At 69.6% G+C, this 20,910-nt stretch carries 16 protein-coding genes; 4 read left to right on the top strand and 12 right to left on the bottom strand.

The genetic code is table 11. From position 1 onward, the window contains the following. Window positions 1-44 precede the first annotated feature (44 nt). Window positions 45-1,352 (bottom strand): M18 family aminopeptidase, encoded by a 1,308-nt coding sequence (locus ACIQFX_RS01845; protein ID WP_402457792.1) that lies wholly within the window; start codon window positions 1,350-1,352, stop codon window positions 45-47. A 227-nt stretch (window positions 1,353-1,579) separates the two neighbouring features. Continuing rightward, window positions 1,580-3,409: an acyl-CoA dehydrogenase gene (locus ACIQFX_RS01840; protein WP_402458548.1), complete on the bottom strand. Its 1,830-nt coding sequence runs from the start codon at window positions 3,407-3,409 to the stop codon at window positions 1,580-1,582. Between the two features lie 142 nt (window positions 3,410-3,551). On the opposite strand from ACIQFX_RS01840, the gene ACIQFX_RS01835 reads away from it, so the two are divergent. The 3 genes from ACIQFX_RS01835 (at window position 3,552) to ACIQFX_RS01825 (ending at window position 6,334) form a co-directional block, all read left to right on the top strand. Next, on the top strand, window positions 3,552-4,055 hold the full coding sequence (locus ACIQFX_RS01835) for an SseB family protein (RefSeq protein WP_376490049.1): 504 nt from the start codon (window positions 3,552-3,554) through the stop codon (window positions 4,053-4,055). A 124-nt stretch (window positions 4,056-4,179) separates the two neighbouring features. Beyond that, window positions 4,180-5,142 carry a pirin family protein gene (locus ACIQFX_RS01830; protein ID WP_402457788.1) on the top strand — a complete coding sequence of 321 codons (963 nt, stop codon included), beginning with the start codon at window positions 4,180-4,182 and terminating at the stop codon, window positions 5,140-5,142. 94 nt (window positions 5,143-5,236) lie between these two features. Then, on the top strand, window positions 5,237-6,334 hold the full coding sequence (locus ACIQFX_RS01825) for an AI-2E family transporter (RefSeq protein WP_402457786.1): 1,098 nt from the start codon (window positions 5,237-5,239) through the stop codon (window positions 6,332-6,334). 88 nt (window positions 6,335-6,422) lie between these two features. Here ACIQFX_RS01825 and ACIQFX_RS01820 read toward each other — a convergent pair whose 3' ends face one another. Together ACIQFX_RS01820 and ACIQFX_RS01815 are read right to left on the bottom strand one after the other, a co-directional pair. Further along, complete coding sequence (locus tag ACIQFX_RS01820) at window positions 6,423-7,241, bottom strand: MBL fold metallo-hydrolase (RefSeq protein WP_402457783.1); 819 nt, start codon at window positions 7,239-7,241, stop codon at window positions 6,423-6,425. Window positions 7,242-7,391: 150 nt separating this feature from the next. Continuing rightward, window positions 7,392-9,512, bottom strand: a complete 2,121-nt coding sequence (locus tag ACIQFX_RS01815) for a SpoIIE family protein phosphatase (protein WP_402457780.1) — start codon at window positions 9,510-9,512, stop codon at window positions 7,392-7,394. A gap of 170 nt (window positions 9,513-9,682) precedes the next feature. Here ACIQFX_RS01815 and aspS point away from each other — a divergent pair, with 170 nt between their 5' ends. Beyond that, window positions 9,683-11,491 (top strand): aspartate--tRNA ligase, encoded by a 1,809-nt coding sequence (gene aspS, locus ACIQFX_RS01810; RefSeq protein WP_402457777.1) that lies wholly within the window; start codon window positions 9,683-9,685, stop codon window positions 11,489-11,491. Between the two features lie 73 nt (window positions 11,492-11,564). On the opposite strand, the gene ACIQFX_RS01805 is transcribed toward aspS, so the two are convergent. From ACIQFX_RS01805 to ACIQFX_RS01770, 8 genes are all read right to left on the bottom strand, one after another. Then, the gene (locus tag ACIQFX_RS01805) at window positions 11,565-12,131 is read right to left on the bottom strand and encodes a hypothetical protein (protein ID WP_402457774.1); all 567 of its coding nucleotides are present in this window, start codon (window positions 12,129-12,131) and stop codon (window positions 11,565-11,567) included. Continuing rightward, window positions 12,128-12,661, bottom strand: coding sequence for an SMI1/KNR4 family protein (locus ACIQFX_RS01800; protein WP_402457771.1), 534 nt, complete (start codon window positions 12,659-12,661; stop codon window positions 12,128-12,130). Before ACIQFX_RS01800 ends, ACIQFX_RS01805 begins: the two co-directional genes overlap by 4 nt. After that, on the bottom strand, window positions 12,658-17,391 hold the full coding sequence (locus ACIQFX_RS01795; RefSeq protein WP_402457768.1) for a putative T7SS-secreted protein: 4,734 nt from the start codon (window positions 17,389-17,391) through the stop codon (window positions 12,658-12,660). Before ACIQFX_RS01795 ends, ACIQFX_RS01800 begins: the two co-directional genes overlap by 4 nt. Continuing rightward, entirely contained in the window at window positions 17,391-18,038 is a 648-nt protein-coding gene (locus ACIQFX_RS01790; RefSeq protein WP_402457765.1) for a hypothetical protein, read from the bottom strand. Before ACIQFX_RS01790 ends, ACIQFX_RS01795 begins: the two co-directional genes overlap by 1 nt. Then, complete coding sequence (locus ACIQFX_RS01785; RefSeq protein WP_402457761.1) at window positions 18,035-18,586, bottom strand: SseB family protein; 552 nt, start codon at window positions 18,584-18,586, stop codon at window positions 18,035-18,037. Before ACIQFX_RS01785 ends, ACIQFX_RS01790 begins: the two co-directional genes overlap by 4 nt. 247 nt (window positions 18,587-18,833) lie before the next feature. Then, window positions 18,834-19,400: a hypothetical protein gene (locus tag ACIQFX_RS01780; RefSeq protein WP_402457759.1), complete on the bottom strand. Its 567-nt coding sequence runs from the start codon at window positions 19,398-19,400 to the stop codon at window positions 18,834-18,836. Then, a complete protein-coding gene (locus ACIQFX_RS01775) occupies window positions 19,397-19,891 on the bottom strand; it encodes a colicin immunity domain-containing protein (RefSeq protein WP_402457756.1) in 495 nt (164 codons plus the stop codon). Before ACIQFX_RS01775 ends, ACIQFX_RS01780 begins: the two co-directional genes overlap by 4 nt. 753 nt (window positions 19,892-20,644) lie before the next feature. Beyond that, window positions 20,645-20,910 (bottom strand): hypothetical protein (locus ACIQFX_RS01770; protein WP_402457753.1); only part of this gene is annotated, 266 nt, incomplete at its 5' end.

The raw sequence follows: 20,910 nt of genomic DNA, 5'->3' as shown, positions 1-20,910 counted from the left end.
CACCCGCAGGACGCGGGTGGGCCGTCGTCGTACCACGCGGAAGGTCAGCCCTCCAGGAAGGCGACCAGGGCGTTCGCGAGGAGGTACGGGTCGTCGGAGCCGCAGAGCTCGCGGGCGCTGTGCATCGACAGGCAGGCGATGCCGATGTCGAAGGTGGTGATGCCGTGGCGGGCGGCGGTGATCGGGCCGATCGTCGTGCCGCAGGGCATGTCGTTGTTGGACACGAAGGACTGCCACGGCACGCCGGCCTTCTCGCAGGCGGCGGCGAACGCGGCCCGCCCCGCGCCGTCGGTGGCGTAGCGCTGGTTGACGTTGACCTTGAGGATCGGGCCGCCGTTGGGGCGCGGGTGGTGCGTCGGGTCGTGGCGCTCCGTGTAGTTGGGGTGCACGGCGTGGCCGACGTCGGAGGAGAGGCAGACGGAGCCGGCGAGCGAGCGCGCGCGGTCCTCGTAGGCGCCGCCGCGGGCGTACACCGAGCGCTCCAGGACGTTGCCGAGGAGCGGGCCCTGCGCGCCGGTGTCGGCCTCGGAGCCGTTCTCCTCGTGGTCGAAGGCGGCGAGGACGGGGATGTACGCGAGGTCGTCGCGGCCCGCCACGGCGATGAGCGCGGCGACGGCCGCGTGCACCGAGATCAGGTTGTCCATCCGCGGACCGGCGAGGAGCTCGCGGTCGCGGCCCAGGTAGGCGGGCGCCTCGATGGCGCTGACCATCAGGTCCCAGCCGGTCACGTCCTCGGCGTCGACGCCCGCCTCCTCGGCGACGAAGGCGATCAGGTCGCCCTCGTGGACCGGGCCGAGGCCCCAGATCGGCTGCATGTGGCGCTGGCGCTCCAGCTTCATGCCGTCGTTGACCGCGCGGTCCAGGTGGACGGCGAGCTGCGGCACGCGCAGCAGCGGCCGGTCGATGTTCACCAGCGTCTGGGAGCCGTCGCGGAGGGTGAGCCGGCCGGCGAGGCCGAGGTCGCGGTCGAGCCAGCTGTTGAGCAGCGGGCCGCCGTAGATCTCGACGGCGACCTGCCGCCATCCCTGCGTGCCCATGTCGGGGTTCGGCTTCACGCGCAGGTTGGGCGAGTCGGTGTGCGCGCCGACGATGCGGTACGGGGTGTGCGGGGCGGCGCCCTCCGGCACGAACCAGGCGATGATCGCGCCGCCGCGGACCACGTACTTCCCGCCCGTCGTCCCGTCCCACGCCGCGGTCTCCTCGACGCGGTGGAAGCCGGCCTTGTCCAGCCGCTCGGCGGCGGTCGCCACCGCGTGGTACGGCGTCGGCGAGGCCGTCAGGAAGGCCATCAGGTCGTCGGTGTGGCCGCGGTCGAAGGGGCCGGCGGTGGGACGGGAAGCTGCGCTGCTCATGGGGCCACCTTACGGCCGGACCGGAATACGAATACGGGGCCCCGGAAAAGGAACGGGCGCCGGGGTGAAGGGGCGGGAGCCCGGACGGTCCGGCGAGCGATCCGAGCACGGTCGGTCGTGTGGGCCCGATGGAGCGCCCCGGAGGCGGAACGGGCCCCGGGAAGAGAAAGGTACGGCCCGCCTCCCTCCCCGGGGACGGGCCGTACCGGCAGGACGAGAGGCGTCGGTCAGAACGCGGCCTCGTCCAGGTCCATCACCGAGCCGTCGACGGCCTCGGCGAGCGCGCGCTCGGCGCCGACGCCCGGCAGGACGTTGGCGGCGAAGAACTTCGCGGCCGCGATCTTGCCCTGGTAGAAGGGGACGTCCTTGCCGGTGGCGCCGGCGGCCAGCTTCTCGGCGGCGACGGCCGCGCCCTTGAGGAGCAGGTAGCCGACGACGACGTCGCCGGAGGCGAGCAGCAGGCGGGTGGTGTTCAGGCCGACCTTGTAGATGTTCTTGACGTCCTCGCCGGTGGCGGTGAGGTCGGTGATCATCGTGCCGACGATGGCCTCCAGGTCGACGGCCGCCTTGGCGAGCGCGTCGCGGGCGCCGGCCAGGTCGTCGCCGCCGGTGCCGACCGCGAGGAACTTCTTGATCTCCTCGGACAGCGCGTTCAGGGAGGCGCCCTGGTCGCGGACGATCTTCCGGAAGAAGAAGTCCTGGCCCTGGATGGCGGTGGTGCCCTCGTAGAGGGTGTCGATCTTGGCGTCCCGGATGTACTGCTCGATCGGGTACTCCTGCAGGAAGCCGGAGCCGCCGAAGGTCTGGAGCGACTGCGCGAGCTGCTCGTAGCCCTTCTCGGAGCCGTAGCCCTTGACGATCGGGAGCAGCAGGTCGTTCAGGCCGTGCAGCGCCTTGACGTCCTCGCCGGCCGCTTCCTTGATCGCGATCTCGTCCTGCACGGAGGCCGTGTAGAGGACGAGGGAGCGCATGCCCTCGGCGTACGCCTTCTGCGTCATCAGCGAGCGGCGGACGTCGGGGTGGTGCGTGATGGTGACCTTGGGGGCGGCCTTGTCCATGAAGTTGGCCAGGTCGGTGCCCTGGACGCGCTCCTTGGCGTACTCCAGGGCGTTGAGGTAGCCCGTGGAGAGGGTGGAGATCGCCTTCGTGCCGACCATCATGCGGGCGAACTCGATGATGAGGAACATCTGGCGGATGCCGTCGTGCTTGTCGCCGATGAGCCAGCCCTTGGCGGGGTGCTGGTCGCCGAAGGTCATCTCGCACGTGTTGGAGGCCTTGAGGCCCATCTTGTGCTCGACGTTGGTGGCGTAGACGCCGTTGCGGGCGCCCAGCTCGCCGGTCTCCCAGTCGAACTCGTACTTCGGGACGAGGAAGAGGCTCAGGCCCTTGGTGCCGGGGCCGGCGCCCTCGGGGCGGGCGAGGACGTAGTGGAGGATGTTCTCCTCCATGTCGTGCTCACCGGACGTGATGAAGCGCTTCACGCCCTCGATGTGCCACGAGCCGTCCTCCTGCTGGACGGCCTTCGTGCGGCCGGCGCCGACGTCCGAGCCGGCGTCGGGCTCGGTGAGGACCATGGTGGAGCCCCAGCGCTTCTCGACCGCGATCTGGGCGATCTTCTTCTGCGCCTCGTTGCCCTCGTTGTAGAGGACGCCGGCGAACGCCGGGCCGGAGGAGTACATCCAGACGGCCGGGTTCGAGCCGAGCAGGAGCTCCGCGTAGGCCCAGACGAGGGAGCGCGGGGAGGTGGTGCCGCCGATGCCCTCGGGGATGCCGAGGCGCCAGTACTCGGAGTCCATGAAGGCCTTGTAGGACTTCTTGAACGAGGCCGGCACGGGGGCGGTGTTGGTCTCCGGGTCGAAGACCGGCGGGTTGCGGTCGGCGTCCGCGAAGGACTCCGCGAGCTCGTTCTCGGCGAGGCGGCGGATCTCGTCGAGGATGCTCTTCGCGGTCTCGACGTCCATCTCCTCGAACGGACCGGTGCCGTACACCTTGTCGCGGCCGAGGACCTCGAAGAGGTTGAACTCGATGTCGCGGAGATTCGACTTGTAGTGCCCCATGGCGACGGCTCCGTAAGGCTCGGGGAGGGGTTCCTCGTACACGTACCAGCGAGTAGCAAACACGCTCTCTACGATGATGCTACCCGCCGGTAATAAGAGCAACCCCTATCCGGTCATCTGTGACGCAGTAGGCTCGTGGCCCATGTACGGCTACGAGCAGAATCCGGGTGCCCAGCAGCAGTACGCCCCGCCGCCGCAGGGGCAGTACGCGCCGCAGGGGGGCATGCAGGCCGGCATGCCGGGAGGTGTGTACGGGCAGCAGCAGGCGCCGCTCTATCCGGAGCCGTCGCCGCCCTCGCTCGCGGACGCCGTCCGGGCGTTCACCACCGGCACGCTCGCGCCGGAGGACTTCCAGCAGATCTTCGCGACCTCGAAGGTCTACTGCCCGCGCGGCGACAACCCCGGCTTCCTGGCCCTGCACAACACCCAGCAGCCGGTCATCCCGATGTTCACCTCGCTCAAGGAGCTGCGGCGGTACGCGGGCAAGGAGTCGAAGTACTTCGTGATCACCGGCGCCGAGGTGATCGACCTGCTCCCGACCGGCTACGGCTTCGTCCTCGACATGGAGGGCGACCACCGCATGGTCTTCGACGCGAAGGCCGTGGAGCAGATGGTCGACTTCGCGATGCGGCGGATGTACGGCTGACCGACGCTGGTACCCGCGAGGGCGCCCGGGAGGAATTCCTCCCGGGCGTTCCGCGTTCCGGGTGGCAGGAAGTTCATTGTTCAACTAAAGTGGACGCACAAGGTCGCACCTAGGAGGTCCGGTCATGCCCGCTGTGACTGTCGAGAACCCGCTCACCCTGCCGCGCGTCGCCGCCCCGGCCGACGCCGCCCCCCGCCCCGTGCTCGCCGTCACCACGGCCCCCCAGGGGTTCGAGGGGGAGGGCTTCCCGGTCCGCCGCGCGTTCGCCGGGATCAACTACCAGTACCTCGACCCGTTCATCATGATGGACCAGATGGGCGAGGTGGAGTACGCCCCCGGCGAGCCCAAGGGCACGCCCTGGCACCCCCACCGGGGCTTCGAGACCGTCACCTACATCATCGACGGCACCTTCGACCACCAGGACTCCAACGGCGGCGGCGGCACCATCACCAACGGCGACACCCAGTGGATGACCGCCGGCCAGGGCCTCCTCCACATCGAGGCCCCGCCGGAGTCCCTCGTCGTCAGCGGCGGCCTCTTCCACGGCCTCCAGCTCTGGGTCAACCTCCCCGCCGCCGACAAGATGATGGCCCCCCGCTACCAGGACATCCGCGGCCGCCAGGTCCAGCTCCTCACCTCCCCCGACGGCGGCGCGCTGCTCCGCGTCATCGCCGGCGAACTCGACGGCCACCAGGGCCCCGGCATCACCCACACCCCCATCACGATGATCCACGCCACCCTCCGCCCCGGCGCCGAGATCAACCTGCCCTGGCGCGAGGACTTCAACGGCCTCGCGTACGTCCTCGCCGGCCGCGGCACCGTCGGCACCGACCGGCGCCCCGTCCACATGGGCCAGACCGCCGTCTTCGGCAAGGGCGGCGCCCTCACCGTCCGCGCCGACGAGAAGCAGGACGGGCACACCCCCGACCTGGAGGTCGTCCTCCTCGGCGGGCAGCCCATCCGCGAACCCATGGCCCACTACGGCCCGTTCGTCATGAACACCCAGGACGAACTCCGCCAGGCCTTCGAGGACTTCCAGGCCGGCCGCCTCGGCACCATCCCGGCCGTCCACGGCATGGGCGAGTAGGGTCCGCGCACCGCGCCGACGGCCGCTGACGGGGTGTCACCCGTACGGCCGTCAGCGCGCGACGACACGCCGACGGGCGTGGTCCGGTGGACGGGTGCAGACGACCAGAGCACCGCTCCTCCCCGAACCCGCCCGTCGCTTCGCCGCCTGGTGTGTCGTCCTGCTCCTCGGTGCCGGGGTCGCCGCCGTCGGGATCTGGCTGTGCATCGTCTTCAAGACGGTCGTCACGCCCGTCCTCCTCGCGATCCTCGGCACCGCCCTCCTCGGCCCCCTCTACCGGCACCTGGTCCGGCTCAAGGTCAGGAAGTCGTTCGCCGCCGCGCTCACCGTCGTCGCCGTCCTCGCGGTCGTCGGCGGCGCCACGTACATCGTCGTCGCCGCGCTCATCAAGACGGGCGACCAGATCATCACCTCCCTCCGGCAGGCCGCCGCCGACATCGCCGAGCACCTCGGCCCGGCCGGGACCTCCCTCGACGACCTCGCCCAGAACGCCGAGGGCCTCCTCAAGGAGTTCGGCGGAACAGCCGCGTCCGGCGTGCTCACCGGCCTCAGCGTGGTCGGCGGGATGATCGCCACCGCCGCCCTCGCCCTCGTCCTGATCTTCTTCTTCCTGCGGGACTCGGACCGGGCCGTCGGCACCCTGCGCTCCCTCGTCCCCCGCGCCACCGGCGACCTCGTCGAGGCGATGGCCCGCCGCGCCTTCGAGGCCGTCGAGGGCTTCATGCGCGGGACGACGTTCGTCGCCCTCGTCGACGCCGTCCTCATCGGCGTCGGGCTCGTCGTCCTCGACGTGCCCGGCGCGGTGGGGCTCGCCGCGCTCGTCTTCGTGACCGCCTACATCCCGTACCTCGGCGCCTTCCTCTCCGGCGCGGTCGCCGTCCTCGTCGCCCTCGCCGACCGGGGCTTCGCCATCGCGCTGTGGGTGCTCGGCATCGTCCTGGCCGTCCAGATGATCGAGGGCTACCTGCTCCAGCCGATGGTGCAGAGCCGGACCGTGCAGATGCACCCGGCCGCGGTGATGCTCGCGATCACCGCCGGGGCGTCCGTCGCGGGCATCCTGGGCATGCTGCTCGCCGTCCCGCTGACGGCGGCCGCGACCGGCATCCTCAGCGAACTGAAAGCCCGGTACGGGGCACCACCGCCGCCGAAGCCGGACGCCGGGCAGCCACCCGGCGGGCTCAGCCGGGCCTGAGCACGGCCGGGACCCGCCCGTCGCCGTCCGGCAGGAGGGCGCCCCTCCGGGCGCCGCGCCCCACGGTCGCCCGGCACGCCCGGACCACTCAGGTCGCCGCCGGCAGTCCGCCCGGCTCGAAGGACGCGAGCATCTGCTCGAGGGCCGCCTGGTCGGGACCGATGAACGGGTCCGCGTCCGGGGCCATCGAGATCGTGTCGGCCATCGAGGACGTCATCCGTACCGCCGGCGGCAGATGCGTGGACAGCACGATCTCGGGCGCCATGTCCCGTAGCGGGTCGATCGTCGCCCGGAACTTGTCCGGGTCGACCACGTGGACCCACGGGCTGTCCAGGGTGGCCCACAGCAGCTGCGCCTGCCGCAGCTCCTCCGGCTTGAGGTCGTTCGCGTGCCCGCTCTCCGCCAGCTCGGCGGTCGGCATCGGCCCGCCGAAGCAGTCGGAGGAGAAGCAGATCCTGGTCTTCTCGTCGTAGAAGCCGACCGTGGCGGGGTTGTCGAAGAGCGGCGGCCGGAACGCGTGCAGCGTGCGGTCGCCGACGTCGAGGGACTGACCGGGGTTGAGGAAGTACAACCTGTCCATCGGCAGCGCGCGTTCCGTCGTCATGATCCCGGCGCCGATGAAGGTGGTGACGACCTTCGCCCGGGGCGCGGCCACGAGCAGGTCGAAGATGCCGCCGGTGTGGTCGCGGTCGGGGTGGGTGAGCCAGATCCAGAGGACGTCGGCGGGGTCGATGACCGAGCCGAGCGTGTTGACGAAGTTCCGGTCGGCTATCGAGAGCCCGGTGTCGACGACGACGGGTTCGGTGGCGGTGAGGACGTACGCGTTGACGGGGATGTGCCCGAGCCCGGGTATTTCGAGGCTGTCGGCCAGGACGGTGGTGTCGCTCCCGACCTTGTGGGTGTCCATGGCAAGCTCCGTGGTCCCCCCGGCGGCCGTACCCGTCCAGTCTGCGACGCGGTCGCGTGGGGCGCACGGCGAACGAGCTGCCCGCGGGCCGGTGAGGTCCAGGTGCGGCGGGAGGTCCCGCGGGGCGGCAGGCCCGGGTGGCGGCAGGCCCTAGCCGCAGCAGCCGTTCTCCGACGGGGGCTCGTTCAGCTCGAACCAGATCGCCTTGCCCTCGCCGCGCGGGTCGACGCCCCACGCGTGCGCCAGCATCTCCATGAGCACCAGGCCGCGGCCGCTCGACGCCATCTCGCCCGGGTGGCGCTTGTGCGGCAGCTCGTCGCTGGTGTCGGAGACCTCGACCCGCAGCCGGCGGGACTTCTCGGCGCAGGCGACCTCGGCGACGAGCAGGGCGTCGCCGTCCGTGTGGACCAGGACGTTGGTGACCATCTCGGAGACCATCAGGACCGCCGAGTCGAGCTGGTCCTCGTCCGCCCAGTCGTGCAGCAGCTGCCGCAGCTGCTGGCGCGCCTCGGCGATCCGCTCCGGCTCCGCCTGCGCGATCGTCATCAGGGTGCGGCGCGGGGCCTCCACCGCCGGGCCCGCGGGCCGGCGGGACAGCAGCAGGACGGCGATGTCGTCCTCGCGGCGGTCGGCGAGCGGGCCCGTCGTGTGGTGCGAACCCGGCCCGTGGACCGCCTCCACGAGCGTGTCGGCGAGGTGCTCCAGGTCCTGGCCGTCATGGGTCTCCAGGAGCGCCCTGACGCGCTCCCAGCCGCTGTCCAGGTCGTGGCCGCCGGTCTCCAGGAGACCGTCGGTGCAGATCATCAGGGTCTCGCCGGGGTCCAGGGTGAGCCGGGTCGTCGGATAGTCGGTGTCGGGGTCGATGCCGAGGGGCAGACCGCCGGCCGTGGGCCGCAGCAGGACCGTTCCGTCGTTCATCCGCACCGCCGGGTCCGGATGCCCCGCCCGCGCGATGTCGACCGTCCCCGTCTCCAGGTCGACCTCCAGGTACAGGCAGGTCGCGAACCGCGGACCCCCGTTCCCCTCCGCGTCGTCGCCGTCCGTGATCCCGTACAGGAAGCGCGAGGCCCGCGACAGGACCGCGTCCGGCCGGTGCCCCTCGGAGGCGTACGCCCGCAGCGCGATCCGCAGCTGCCCCATCAGGCCCGCCGCCCGCACGTCGTGCCCCTGGACGTCGCCGATGACGAGGGCGATCCGCCCCGCGCCCCGCCCGCCCGTCCGGGAGGTGCCGCCGGGCAGCCGGATCATGTCGTACCAGTCGCCGCCGACCTGGAGCCCGCCGCCCGTCGGCACGTACCGGGCCGCCACCTGGATGCCCGGGATCCCCGGCCCCAGCACCGGCATCATCGTCCGCTGGAGGCCCAGCGACAGCTCCCGCTCCGACTCCGCCACGCCCGCGCGTGCGAGGGCCTGCGCCAGCATCCGCGCCACCGTCGTCAGCACCGACCGCTCGTCCGGCGTGAACGCCACCGGGTGCTTGAAGGCCGCCATCCAGGCGCCCATCGTCCGCCCCGCCACCACCAGCGGCACGAACGCCCAGGACCGCCGCCCGAAGCGCTGCGCCAGCGGCCACGTCATCGGGAAGCGGCGCAGGTACTCGTCCGGCGACGGCAGGTAGATCGCCCGCCCCGTCCGCACGACCTCCGCCGCCGGGTAGTCCGTACCGACCGACATCGACGAGAACGGCCCCTCGTCGCCCTCGCTGTGCCCGTGGTGCCCGATCACCGTCAGCCGGTCGCCCGCCACGCCGAACACCGCGAGCCCGTCCGGCGAGAACCCCGGCATCGACAGCGACGCCGCCACCCGCAGCACCTCGGCCGTCGACCGCGCCTCCGCCAGCGCCCGCCCCGCGTCCAGCAGGAACGCCTCCCGTGAACGGCGCCAGTCACCCGTGACGGGCGTCTGCGAGGCCGTGCCCGGCAACTGCTCGGCGACCTCCTGGATCGTGCCGACCAGCTGGTAGTCGTTCCCCTCGATCAGCGGCTTCGACCTGCTCCGGACGGTACGGACGACCCGCCCGTGCTCGTCCATGATCCGCAGCCGCGCCTCGGCGAGCGTGTCCTCCGCGACCGCGAGGTTCACCACCCCGTCGATCTCGTTCCAGTCGACCGGATGAAAACGCGACCGGACGGCCGCCTCCGTGAGGCGCACCGGTTCCGGGGGCAGCCCGAGCAGCCGGGCTGCCTCGGCGTCGAGCGAGACGATCCCCGACGCGTTGTCCCAGCGCCACAGGCCCGTCGCGATCGCGGCCAGGACGTCCTCGGTGCGCATTGCCCCACTTTATGAATATCGGACAGCAGGTCGCCACCGAGAGTATTCGAAATCCGATCTTGGCCCGGCCGGTACTCTGGGTGGGTCTGCCCTCGTGTCCTGTGACATCCGTGACAGGGGCCACAGGGCGGTCGCCCACCACCGAGATCCCGAAGACTGGATGAACGACGATGCATCGGTACAGGTCCCACACCTGCGGCGAGCTCCGCGCCTCTGACGTCGGCACCGACGTCCGGCTGAGCGGCTGGCTGCACAATCGGCGCGACCTGGGCGGCATCCTCTTCATCGATCTGCGCGACCACTACGGCATCACGCAGCTCGTCGCCCGTCCCGGCACCGCCGCCGCCGAGGTCCTCGACAAGCTGACCAAGGAGACCGTCGTCCGCGTGGACGGCAAGGTCGTCTCCCGCGGCGCGGACAACGTCAACCCCGAGCTGTCGACCGGCGAGATCGAGATCGAGGCCGCCACGGTCGAGGTCCTGGGCGCCGCCAAGCAGATCCCCTTCACCATCAACACCGACGACGGCGTCAACGAGGAGCGGCGCCTGGAGTACCGCTTCCTCGACCTGCGCCGCGAGCGCATGCACCGCAACATCATGCTGCGCTCCGCCGTCATCGCCTCCATCCGCTCCAAGATGGTGGCCCTCGGCTTCAACGAGATGGCGACCCCGATCCTCGCCGCGACCTCCCCCGAGGGCGCCCGCGACTTCGTCGTCCCGTCCCGCCTCAACCCGGGCAAGTTCTACGCCCTCCCGCAGGCGCCGCAGCAGTTCAAGCAGCTGCTCATGATCTCCGGCTTCGACCGGTACTTCCAGATCGCGCCCTGCTTCCGCGACGAGGACGCCCGCGCCGACCGATCGCCGGGCGAGTTCTACCAGCTCGACGTCGAGATGTCGTTCGTCGAGCAGGAGGACGTCTTCCAGCCCATCGAGAAGCTCATGACCGAGCTCTTCGAGGAGTTCGGCGGCGGCCGCCACGTCACCTCCCCCTTCCCGCGGATCCCGTTCCGCGAGTCGATGCTCAAGTACGGCAACGACAAGCCCGACCTGCGCACCGACCTCGAACTCGTCGACATCTCCGACGTCTTCGAGGCGTCCGAGTTCAAGGCCTTCGCCGGCAAGCACGTCCGCGCCCTGGCCGTCCCGAACACCGGCGACCAGCCCCGCAAGTTCTTCGACGCGCTCGGCGACTTCGCGGTCTCCCTCGGCGCGAAGGGCCTGGCCTGGGTCCGCGTCGGCGAGGGCAACGCCCTGACCGGCCCCATCGCCAAGTTCCTCACCGAGGAGAACGTCAAGGTCCTGACCGAGCGCCTCGGCCTGGAGCCCGGCCACGCGATCTTCTTCGGCGCCGGCGAGTTCGACGAGGTCTCCAAGATCATGGGCCCCGTCCGGGTCGAGGCCGCCAAGCGCGCCGGCCGGTTCGAGGAGAACGTCTTCCGCTTCGCGTGGATCGTCGACTTCCCGATGTACGAGCGGGACGAGGAGACCGGCAAGATCGACTTCTCGCACAACCCGTTCTCCATGCCGCAGGGCGGCCTGGAGGCCCTGGAGACCCAGGACCCGCTGGACGTCCTCGGCTGGCAGTACGACATCGTCTGCAACGGCATCGAGCTCTCCTCCGGCGCCATCCGGAACCACGAGCCCGAGATCATGTTCAAGGCCTTCGAGATCGCGGGCTACTCCCGCGAGACGGTCGAGCAGGAGTTCGCGGGCATGCTCCGCGCCTTCGAGTACGGCGCCCCGCCGCACGGCGGCATCGCCCCCGGCGTCGACCGCATCGTCATGCTCCTCGCCGACGAGCCCAACATCCGCGAGACGATCGCCTTCCCGCTGAACGGCAACGCCCAGGACCTCCTGATGGGCGCCCCGACCGAGCTGGACGAGTCCCGCCTGCGCGAGCTGAACATCCAGCTCCGCAAGCCCGTCGAGAAGAAGACCACCGACATCACGGACGCGGTCCACCCGGACGCGGCGCGGTAGTCACTCGCCTTGAGCAGCACGCAGGGCCCGGAACCCCCAGGGGTTGCGGGCCCTTCGGCTTTCCGTCGGCGCGTCAGGCCGCCCGGTACGGCGCCCACAGGTCGAGGGCCCACACGTCACCGTCGCCGACGCGGTAACCGCGCTCCTCGTCCTCGTCGTCCACGACGAGCACGGAGACGTTCGAGGACGCGGCCCGGTACTGGAGGAACCCGCCCTGGTCGGTGGTCTTCAGCTCCGGGACACCCCCCGTACGGGAGAGCTCGGCGCGCACCTGCTCCCACGACGTGTACCGCGGAAACTCCACGCCCGTGCTCCGCGCCCAGGCCCGCGCCAGGTCGTCGTCCGACGCGAGACGGTGCAACTGGATCGACGCGGTGGCCACGACCCAATCCGGCCCCGGCTCCGGATTGAAGGCGAACTCGACGAGCCCGTAGTCCCGCCGCAGCCACTTCTTCCCCTCACCGACGACGTCGACGAAGGGAAGTCGGAACGCCCGGTCGACCTCGTCGAGCGTCGAGCCGATGCGGAGGCCGTGCAGCTCTCCGCCGGTGATGAAGGAGGCGAGGAACTCGACGCCGTTCACGGCCGGTTCTCCCGTTTCGTAGATCAGTGCGGTGCGGCTCGGCCGAGCGACGCTCACGCCGCTTCGAGTCGGCGGAACTCATGAGTGGCGAGCGGGAACGAGGACGACAGAATGCCCGAGCGCAGCTCCCCTCCGAGGGAGGCCGCCAGGAATTGCGTGCAGGACACGGAGAAGTGCTCCCACCGCCCGCCACGCGCCTCGTTCACCATGACGGTCCACCGCTCCGGAGGAACCCCCGGTAGGACAAGCCAGTAGAGACACTCTCCGTTGTCCGTGACCGCCCACGGGACGACGCGGGACCCCTCAGCCTCCAGCTCCACCGGCTTCTTCTCGAACTCCCAGAGGTCCTCCAGGTCCTCGGCCTGGTTCCTGGCCCATTCGACGAGGTCGTAGTTGTCGTTCGGGCAGCCGGGTTCGAGGACGTACAGGTAGTCGTCCCAGTTGCTTCCGCCGTAGACGCCGACGAGCTCCTTGTAGTCGCCGGGAAGCACGACACCGATCGTGCGCTCCACCTCGTCCCAGTCCTTCGTGCGGGGCTCGCCCGGCGCCGGGGCGATCTCGAGAAGGCGGTCAAGGGCATCGGTCATGGTGCACCCCTCTTCTGGTTGGGTATGTACGCAGTATTTCCCGAGTCGGTGATTCCGGTACTTCTGTGCTGGGTGAACGTGAAGCCGTTCGAGCCGTACGCCTCGATGTCCACCCCTATCGGAATCTTGTCGCTGCCGTTGTAACGAGGGGTCACGCTGTACTGGATGGTCTCTCCGGACTCGACTGCTGCCCTGACCTGGTTCTCGATGTGCCGCATAACGGGTGAATTCGCGTATGCGTGCATCGTGACGAAGTTTGCGGGGTTGTAGTTCGATCCACCGAGCTGCGCACCGAGCAGGTGAGCCCGGTTGTATCCCTTGTCCTTCTGCCAACCGGGGGGATCGCCGTGGGGGTCGGTGGGATTCTTCCCCATCATGTCCTCACCCAGTGTCGCGTGCATTCCCGTCGGGCGATCGAACTCATCGAGTTCGCCGTAGATAACCCTGCCGCCCCACGTGGGGTCGTCCGGCTCGTTCGTCCTGCAGGGCAGAAGCCCGAGGGGGTCAGCCCACAGGAGCGGGTTGTGGACGTATGCCACCGAGTTCGGGGCCGGGGCGAGGCCGAGGGGGTCCTGGCTGAGGTAGCGCGCCGATTCCGGGTCGTAGTAGCGGAAGTAGTTGTAGTGGAGACCCGATTCGGGGTCGAAATACTGCCCCGGGAAGCGGAGCGGGGTGTACGCCGTGGCGTCGCGGTTCCAGGTAGTCGTGCCCCACAAGGTGCTGCGGGTGCGCCAAGCCAGGTCGCCTGATTCGCCGACGAGTTCTGTCGGAGTGCCGATCAGGTCGGTCACGATGGCGAAGAAGCGTTCGTCGTCCGTGTCGGTGCGGCGTTCGGTCTGGGAGAGCACACGTGAACCCGCGTGGTCCCAGGTCAGGATGACGTTCTCGGTCGTCTGCTCGCAGAGGGTCGTGCCATCCCAGGTGAAGTAGACCGTCTCGAACGGGGACTGCTTGGATATTCGGCGGCCTAGGGGGTCGTAGGCGTACCGCCAGACCGTGCCGTCCGGTGTCGTCACCGCCGTGAGGCGGTCCTCGGCGTCCCAGGTGTAGCGCCAGGTGTCGGGCTTCCGGGACAGGCGGGGCTTCTGGCGCAGCACGATGCGGCCCTGGCCGTCGTGTTCGTAGCGCACTGCACCTGCAGTGTCGAGCCTGGAGCCGCTGTAGGTGCGCGTCCCCGACGCGGAGCGAGCCGGGTCGGTGGAAGGCCAGTGCGCCTCCGTCTGGTTGCCGGCCTCGTCGTACGCGTACCGCTCGGTCCAGCGGTCCGCCCGCACCGCCGTGACGCGGCCTGCCCCATCCACGTCGAAGTGGCGCGCGCCCGACAGGCCGTCCGTGATGGAGATCAGACCGCCGCCGGGGTGGTAGGTGTACGTCCGCTGGAGACGACGGTTCCCTGAGGTGACCTCCTGGCCCGTCACACGGCCCATCGTGTCGAACGAGCTCGTCAGCGAGACGAAGTCCGATACGGCGCGGTGCACTTCGCGGCCGAGTGCGTCGAAGGAGAAAGCGATCTCACGGCCTGATGTGATGAGCTGTGTCCTACGACCAGCAGCGTCGTAGGACCACTTGCTCACGGCACCGCTGGGGGTTGTTCGTCCAGCTTTGCGGCCCAGCGCGTCGTATCTGAAATGCAGCGTCCGGCCGTTCATCGTCTCGGATGTCAGCCGACCGTGTCGATCTCGGTGGCGAACCAACTCGGCACCCGGGCCCACTGCAACAGCGAGTTTGTCGAAGACGTCGTACTCGAACGTCGTGACACCGGCGCCTTCGACCTCCTTGCGGATCACCTGGCCCAGGGCGTCGTGCGTGAAGTCGACGCGTTGGCCCAGACCGTTCGCCCGTGAACGCAGATTCCCCGCAGGGTCGTAGCCGTAGCTCATCGTCCGGCCGTCGAAGTCCGTCTCTGCGACCAGCCGTCCCGCCGCGTCGTACACATAGTCCCAGGTCAGTCCCTGCGGGTTCGCCACTCGCGTGAGCAGAAGGTTCGTGTCGTGGGAGAACTCGTACCGGACGCCGTCCGGACCGGTACGGGACGTCAGCAGGTCGAAGTCCGTGTAGGTGTAGAGGGTCGTACCGCCTACTGCGTTCGTGTGACTGAGGCAGTTGCCCTCACCGTCGTACACCCATGACTCCACTGTGCCGTCGGGTGACGTCCGGCGTGCCGGCATGCCCTCCACCGTCCACTCCATCCGGGTCTCCGCGCCGAGGGCGTCGGTGAACCGGACGGTGCGGCCGAAGGCGTCGTGCTCATAGCGGGATACGGCCCCGAGCGGGTCGGTGATCTCCAGGGGAAGGCCCCGGGCGTCCAGAACCAGCCGTGTGATCGATCCGAGGGGATCCGTCATCGCGGTGAGCCGTCCCGCGTCGTCGTAACCGAAGTCGGTCCGAGTACCTGCGGCGGTGGTGATCGACGTGCGGTTGCCGCGCTCGTCGAATGTCTGACGGATGGCGTTGCCGTCCGGGCCGACGATGCGCTCCGGCCTCCCGAGCGCGTCGTACTCGACCCGTGCCCGCCGTCCATCGGGCCGTTCCGCCTCGACGACCCGCCCCTGCTCGTCGTACGTGAAGGAGTAGGTGTGACCCAGCGGATCCGTCCGCGACAGAAGCCGGTTGTAGCGGTCGTAAGCGAAGCGGGTGACTGCGCCCAGCGGGTCGATCTCGACGACGATCTGGGCGTGCTCGTTGACGAGGTGGCGCTTCGTGTTGCCCATGCCGTCGGTCACGGTGGTGAGACGCAGGCCCGTCGCGGCATCGACACCGTCCCAGGTGAAGTGGGTTTCGAAGTGCCCGTTCGTGCCCGACTGGTAGGTGCATCGGTCCTGGTCGTCGTAGACGTAGTCGAAACGGCTGCCGTTGGTGTCCGTCCATGACGTGACGCGGCCGTGCTCGTCGCAGCCGAACTGCAGTGGGCGACCCGATGAGTTCACGACGTCGGTGAGGTGCCCGTCCGTGTAGTAGTAGCGCAGGATCTCCTGGTCGGAACCGTCCTCCGCCGCGCCCGCGAGGTGCAGGGCTGTCACCCGGCCCTGGCTCGTGGTGAGCTTCAGGTGGTATCCGCCATGGTGGACGATGGCGGTCGGCGCGCCCGTACCGTCGTAGTCGAAGGCGATCCACCGACCGTTTCGGTCGTCGACCTGTGCCAGAAGGGCGAGTTCGTCGTTGTGGTCGGCGAAGTGCAGGACCTTTTCGGTGGAAGGGTCGGTGATCGTGTAACCGCCCTCGACCCGGTTGAGGGGCCATTGCCGGCCGTGCGTGGGCATGACAGGGACGCCGGGAGCAGGGTGTGGGTAGGCGAGGAGGCTGCCCTCGTCGCAGCTGAAGATCACGCCCTCTGAGTCGATCTCAAGCCGCTGATCCACTGTCGATGACCACGTCGGGCCGAACCACCGCCCCGAACGGCGTGAGGAGTCGAAGGAGCGCCGAAATACAAGGGGAAGAGAGCCAGGCAGGGTGATGTCGTTCTGCGGCAACAGCATCCGGCCTGTGGCGATGTCGACGGGGTCCCGTTCGCACCGTGTCTCTTTGCCCTGCTTGCAGGCCGTGGGTGGGTCCTTCTCCTGATCCCCACGGCTGCTGCCAGGCTTCCGCCCCTCGGGAAGGTGCTTCGTGCCGTTCTTCAGGGTGGCACGAAGCCCTCCGCGTACCAGGCCCGCGCCCTTCGTCCCGATCAGCTCGGGCACCAGGCGGCCGAGGAACTCCGACGGGTCGCCCTTGGCGGCGTTCCAGGCGTTCTGCAGGGCGCGGTCCGGGTTGGCGGCGGTGGAGACGAGGCCGGCGAGCGTCATGTTGACGCCCTTGTAGTAGTCGGCGGGGTGGGTGAGGTTGTAGGGGTCGGTGGGGTTGACCGAGCGGACGAAGTTGACGAGGCCGGCGGTGCCCTTGACGATGCCGCCGCCGAAGTGGGCGAGCTCGAAGCCCTGGCCCATGGCGTGGTCCATCAGTTCCAGCTTGGCCCGCTCGCGGCCGGTGGGTTCCTTCGGAGCGTGGGCGAGGGCGGCGCTGACCGCCGCCTTGGCGGTGTCGCCGGCCTCGTCGCGGGCCTTGCGGGCGTCGTTCAGGATCTCCCGGGCGCGCTGCCGCTTGGCCTTGCCGGGGTCGGAGAACTCGCCGGGGTCGGGCAGCGGGCTGTCGCCGTTGCGGGCGGCGTTGTAGGCGTCGACCTTCTTGTTGTACGTGTCGGCCGCGGCCTTGGAGTCCTTGTCGCCCTCCTTGTAGAGCGCGATGGCCTCGCGTGCCTTGCCCTGGGCGCTCACGACCGCCTTGGAGTACGTCTCCAGGGCCTTGGCGGCGTTCTCCATGGCGTCGGCCGCGTGCAGCCAGTCCGTCGGCAGGGTCTGGAACTTCTCCCGGAAGGCGTCGGCGGCCTCGCCCTTCCAGTGGCCGGAGTCCAGCTTCCGCATGCCGCTGCCGACGAGGTCGAACGCCGCCTGGAAGTCGCGGAGGTTCTTCACCGCCTCGGCGATCTTCTCCGGCTTGCCGTGGACCAGTTCGTCCGCTTCCTCGGTCTGCCCGAGCTGCTGCTCCCCGACCGACGCGCCCAGCGAGGAGGCGGTGTCGTCGCCCCAGTCCTCGACCGCGTCCGCCCAGTCGTGCGCGCCGACCTTCTCCAGGCCCTGGCCGGCCTTGTCGGTCACATAGTCGACGCCCTCACCGAGGAGCTCCTTGCCCTTGTCGATGCCGTCGCCGAGCTTGTCGATCCCCTTGTCGACCAGCCCTCCCCAGTCCACCATCAGCGGTTCTCCCCCCAGCGCGGCTGCTCGGCCTGCTCGACGGTCGCCTCGTCGGGATCGAGGTCGTTCTTGAGCTCCTCGTCCATGCGGTCGCGCGTCGCCGGGTCGATCAGGCCGGACTGCTCCATGGAGTCCAGCTGCGCGTCCATGACGTCGTAACCGGTGTTCTTCCAGTTCTGCTTGACCTCGTCGTGGGCCTCGCTGAACGAGTCGCCGCTCCAGTCGGCGTTGTCCCACATGTGCTGGTCGCGGACGGCGTCCCAGCGCATCCCCTTGACCTCGTCCTCGGACAGGTGCGGGTTGCCGTTGAGGGAGTTCACGCCGATCTTGATCGAGTCCTTGACGTACTGCTCCTGCTCGGCGAAGGAGCCCGCCGACAGGCCGACGCCCTGCGCGAACCCGTTGCCCCGCATGGCCAGGGCGCGGACGCCCCACTCCCACCGGTCGCAGAACGTCTCGAACTCGGCCGTCAGGCCGCCGTGCCCCAGCTCCATGCCCGACAGGGCCAGGCCGGAGAAGCCGCGGCCCGTCGCCGCCTGGCCGGTCATGCCGAGGTCCTTCAGCTCGGCGTGCGCCAGGTCGATGCCCTTCGCTATCTCCGTCAGCGCCGCCGCCGGCGCCGCCAGATCCGGCTCGTTCCCACTCATCGCGTCCCCGTTCCCCCGAGATCCACCGCCACCGCGTCCGGGACGATCCCCGCCACCGGCGGAAAGAGCGTCCCGTCCGTACTGCCCGCGTCCAGCGCGACCCCGCCCGGGCCGGGCAGCATCGGCACCATCACGTCAAGGAGCCGTGCGCCCAGGATCGTCTGGTACGTCCACTCCCGCGCCGACTCCCCCCGCGCGTCCGCGAACCGCGCCAGTGCCTCCTCGTGGGAGAACGCGCAGATCCACCGGACCCCGTTGAAGTCCGCCGTCCACAGACTCCCGCGGTCGTCGTGCGGCACCAGCACGGCGGTACGCCGGAACTCCCCCAGCAAACGCGCAAACTCCCGCCGCGCCACCGCGACCTCGTCGCCGTCCTCAGTTTCGGGTTCGGGCCCGGCCCCTGGCTGCGGCACGGCCCATGAGGACGGGGCCATGGCGATCGCCTCCGGTTCGGGCGCCGCCCCGGGGACCGATCCGGCCGCCAAATCCGCAAGCCTCGAAATCCGTTGAGGCTCCGGTATGCGGTCCCCGTCCCTGTTCTCCGTCACTCACGCATGTTTCCACGCGCCCATTCACACGAGCAACGAACAAAGGTCCGATCTCGTCATGTTGGCTCGGATGGTGGACTTCCCCCTGTACGGATCGTCGCCCTCTTCGAGGACGTATGACTGCCCGGTCCGGACGACGCCCCCGATGACCCGAGCGATGCAGACCCCTCCGTCAGGGCCGTCCTGCTCCACGGAATGGATCTGGAGCTCGCCGCATTCTGTTTCGTCCATCTGACGGGTACGCCAATCAAGGGAGGTCCGGAATGAGCCTCATCCAGTCTCGAGTCTCCTGGAGCGCAGGGCCACCCTTTTTCAGGAGTGCCTGAAGAGGCAGCAGTGGAGTCAGCATGTTCTTGATACGGCGTAGCCGGAGCATCTGCTCCCCGGGGGCTGACCGCCAATCTGCGGCGAGCCGCTCGGCCGCCTCCAGCGAGACTCCCAGGTTCCCCAGGATCTCCGAGCAGAGCTCAGGGAGGTCCCGCGCCGCATCCGAGTCGCTCACCCCGAACTCCAGGATCAGGTAGGCACGCACGCGGGCGGAATCGGCCGTCGTCTGCTCGGGCGTCTGGCTCCGGGCCATTTCCGAGATCGCGGAGAGGGCGAGGTGCCCCCACCGGAGCCTGGTCTCGCGTGTGAGGGCAGGCGACTGCATGCGGCCGACCGCGAGAACCCTCAACTGCACCCAGTCCCGCTGCGACCACGCCTCGGTCGCAGGCGTCAGCAGGTAGCGTTCCAGCTCCGCCGGCGACGGGGCGTCGAGGAGCCGCCTGGGGATCCCGTCGCAGGGAGTGGGAGCGGTCCCGGGTGCGGTCATCCTTGCTCCGCCCCTCGCTGCGTCTTCCGGACGAGGCTTTGGATGCCTTGTCGCAGCTCGCCGTCCGTCAGGTCGCCAGGGTCTCTGAGTTCAGGGTCGGGGGTGTAGTCCTCCAGCACCATGAACACCCGGTCCAGGAGCTCGGCCAAGTCTCCGCTCGCCCGTTCGCCATGGGACCGAGCAGCCCGTCGGGCCTCCCACCAACCGTCCGCGAACTCCGCCGCGGTGATTGTTCCTTGAGTGAAGTCGCTGAGCAGAGACATGAGGTGTGCCGTAGCCGTACCTGGTGTGACATCGCCCGGGCGCGACCACGCCTCGTGTACGGGTGGGTAGGCGGCGGCGATCCCCTGGAGGTACGGCCACCGCTTCTTCATCGCCCGGGCGTAGCGCCCGAACCGAGCACGCGCCTCATCGATTCCCTCCGGCACCGCAGCTCTCATGAACGCCTCGGTCCCGGCGATCAGCACGTATCCCGCTTCGGGAAACAGCACGGCTCCTCGCAGGTCCGGGGTGTGCAGAAGCACGGGAGGAGCAACAGGAGCCATGAGGCCGGTCTCGGTGGGCTGGCGCGGGGCGGTTGAAGCCGTGACGTGGTGGGCTACGGCCGCGGTCCGAGCGTCGAGAAGGTGCTGCGCGTCCACCCCTCGACACCCCGCTTCGACGCGGCGAACCACATCACCGTCGAGGTGGGTGCCTGCAGGGACCAGGGCCACGCACTTTCCTGATAGCCACGCTCGCGCGAAGCCCCCGTCATCTGCAAGCAACGGGTCTTCCTGCTCGGGCACCACGAGGACTCCGATCGATGATTCCTTCGCACTGCTTGCCGCTCGACTATGCATGTCTGATGATGAGTCGGATTCGGGGAGAGGGGCTGCGGGCCCGGAGCCTCCCCTGTGCGCCCCGCTGAAGTCCGCGATCCGCAGGCTCCCGGAGTCGTGGAAGGGGACGAGGACAGCCGTACGCCGGAACTCGCCCAGTAAACGCGCAAACGTACCCCGCGCCGCCGCGACTTCGTCGATCGGCTCCGGTGGTCCGGCACGGCTCGCTCAGCCGGAGCGTCCGCCAGATCGGCAAGTCTCGACACCGGGTGAGGTGCGGGCATGTCATCGCCGTTGTCCTTCATTTGCGCATGCTGTCATGCAGCCCGCACCTGGCGAAGGCCCCGAACCGCGTCAAGTGGTTCGGGGCCTTCGGCGTACGCGATCCATGGAACCGGCGTGGACCCGATTCCCGTGATGGCCCGGTCAACCCACGACCGAAGTCCACTGTCCGAATTGGCCGGCGGGGAAGTCCTTGAGGTTCACGTAGTTTCCTGTGGCGTCGAGCCGGCCCGACCCGGCGACTGCACTTCCTCCGTTGCTGTTGTAGAAGAACAGTTGGCCACTGCCGGGGGATACGATCTCTCCCCAGGTCCCGAATTGTCCGGCCGGGAAGCTCTTCAGGTGGGCGTAGTCGCCGGATGCGTCGAGTTGCCCCGATCCGGCGGCCCGCGTGTTCGAGTTGTAGAAGA

The organism is Streptomyces sp. NPDC093089 (assembly GCF_044754405.1).
GTDB lineage: Bacteria > Actinomycetota > Actinomycetes > Streptomycetales > Streptomycetaceae > Streptomyces.
Note: the sequence above shows the minus strand (reverse complement) of the source record. Positions and strands in the feature narration are given on the sequence as shown.

Excerpts from the sequence above, each read along its gene's own strand:
- ACIQFX_RS01845 (WP_402457792.1), bottom strand. The coding sequence starts at position 1,352 with ATGAGCAGCGCAGCTTCCCGTCCCACCGCCGGCCCCTTCGACCGCGGC.
- ACIQFX_RS01840 (WP_402458548.1), bottom strand. The coding sequence starts at position 3,409 with ATGGGGCACTACAAGTCGAATCTCCGCGACATCGAGTTCAACCTCTTC.
- ACIQFX_RS01835 (WP_376490049.1), top strand. The coding sequence starts at position 3,552 with ATGTACGGCTACGAGCAGAATCCGGGTGCCCAGCAGCAGTACGCCCCG.
- ACIQFX_RS01830 (WP_402457788.1), top strand. The coding sequence starts at position 4,180 with ATGCCCGCTGTGACTGTCGAGAACCCGCTCACCCTGCCGCGCGTCGCC.
- ACIQFX_RS01820 (WP_402457783.1), bottom strand. The coding sequence starts at position 7,241 with ATGGACACCCACAAGGTCGGGAGCGACACCACCGTCCTGGCCGACAGC.
- ACIQFX_RS01815 (WP_402457780.1), bottom strand. The coding sequence starts at position 9,512 with ATGCGCACCGAGGACGTCCTGGCCGCGATCGCGACGGGCCTGTGGCGC.
- aspS (WP_402457777.1), top strand. The coding sequence starts at position 9,683 with ATGCATCGGTACAGGTCCCACACCTGCGGCGAGCTCCGCGCCTCTGAC.
- ACIQFX_RS01800 (WP_402457771.1), bottom strand. The coding sequence starts at position 12,661 with ATGACCGATGCCCTTGACCGCCTTCTCGAGATCGCCCCGGCGCCGGGC.
- ACIQFX_RS01795 (WP_402457768.1), bottom strand. The coding sequence starts at position 17,391 with ATGGTGGACTGGGGAGGGCTGGTCGACAAGGGGATCGACAAGCTCGGC.
- ACIQFX_RS01790 (WP_402457765.1), bottom strand. The coding sequence starts at position 18,038 with ATGAGTGGGAACGAGCCGGATCTGGCGGCGCCGGCGGCGGCGCTGACG.
- ACIQFX_RS01780 (WP_402457759.1), bottom strand. The coding sequence starts at position 19,400 with ATGACCGCACCCGGGACCGCTCCCACTCCCTGCGACGGGATCCCCAGG.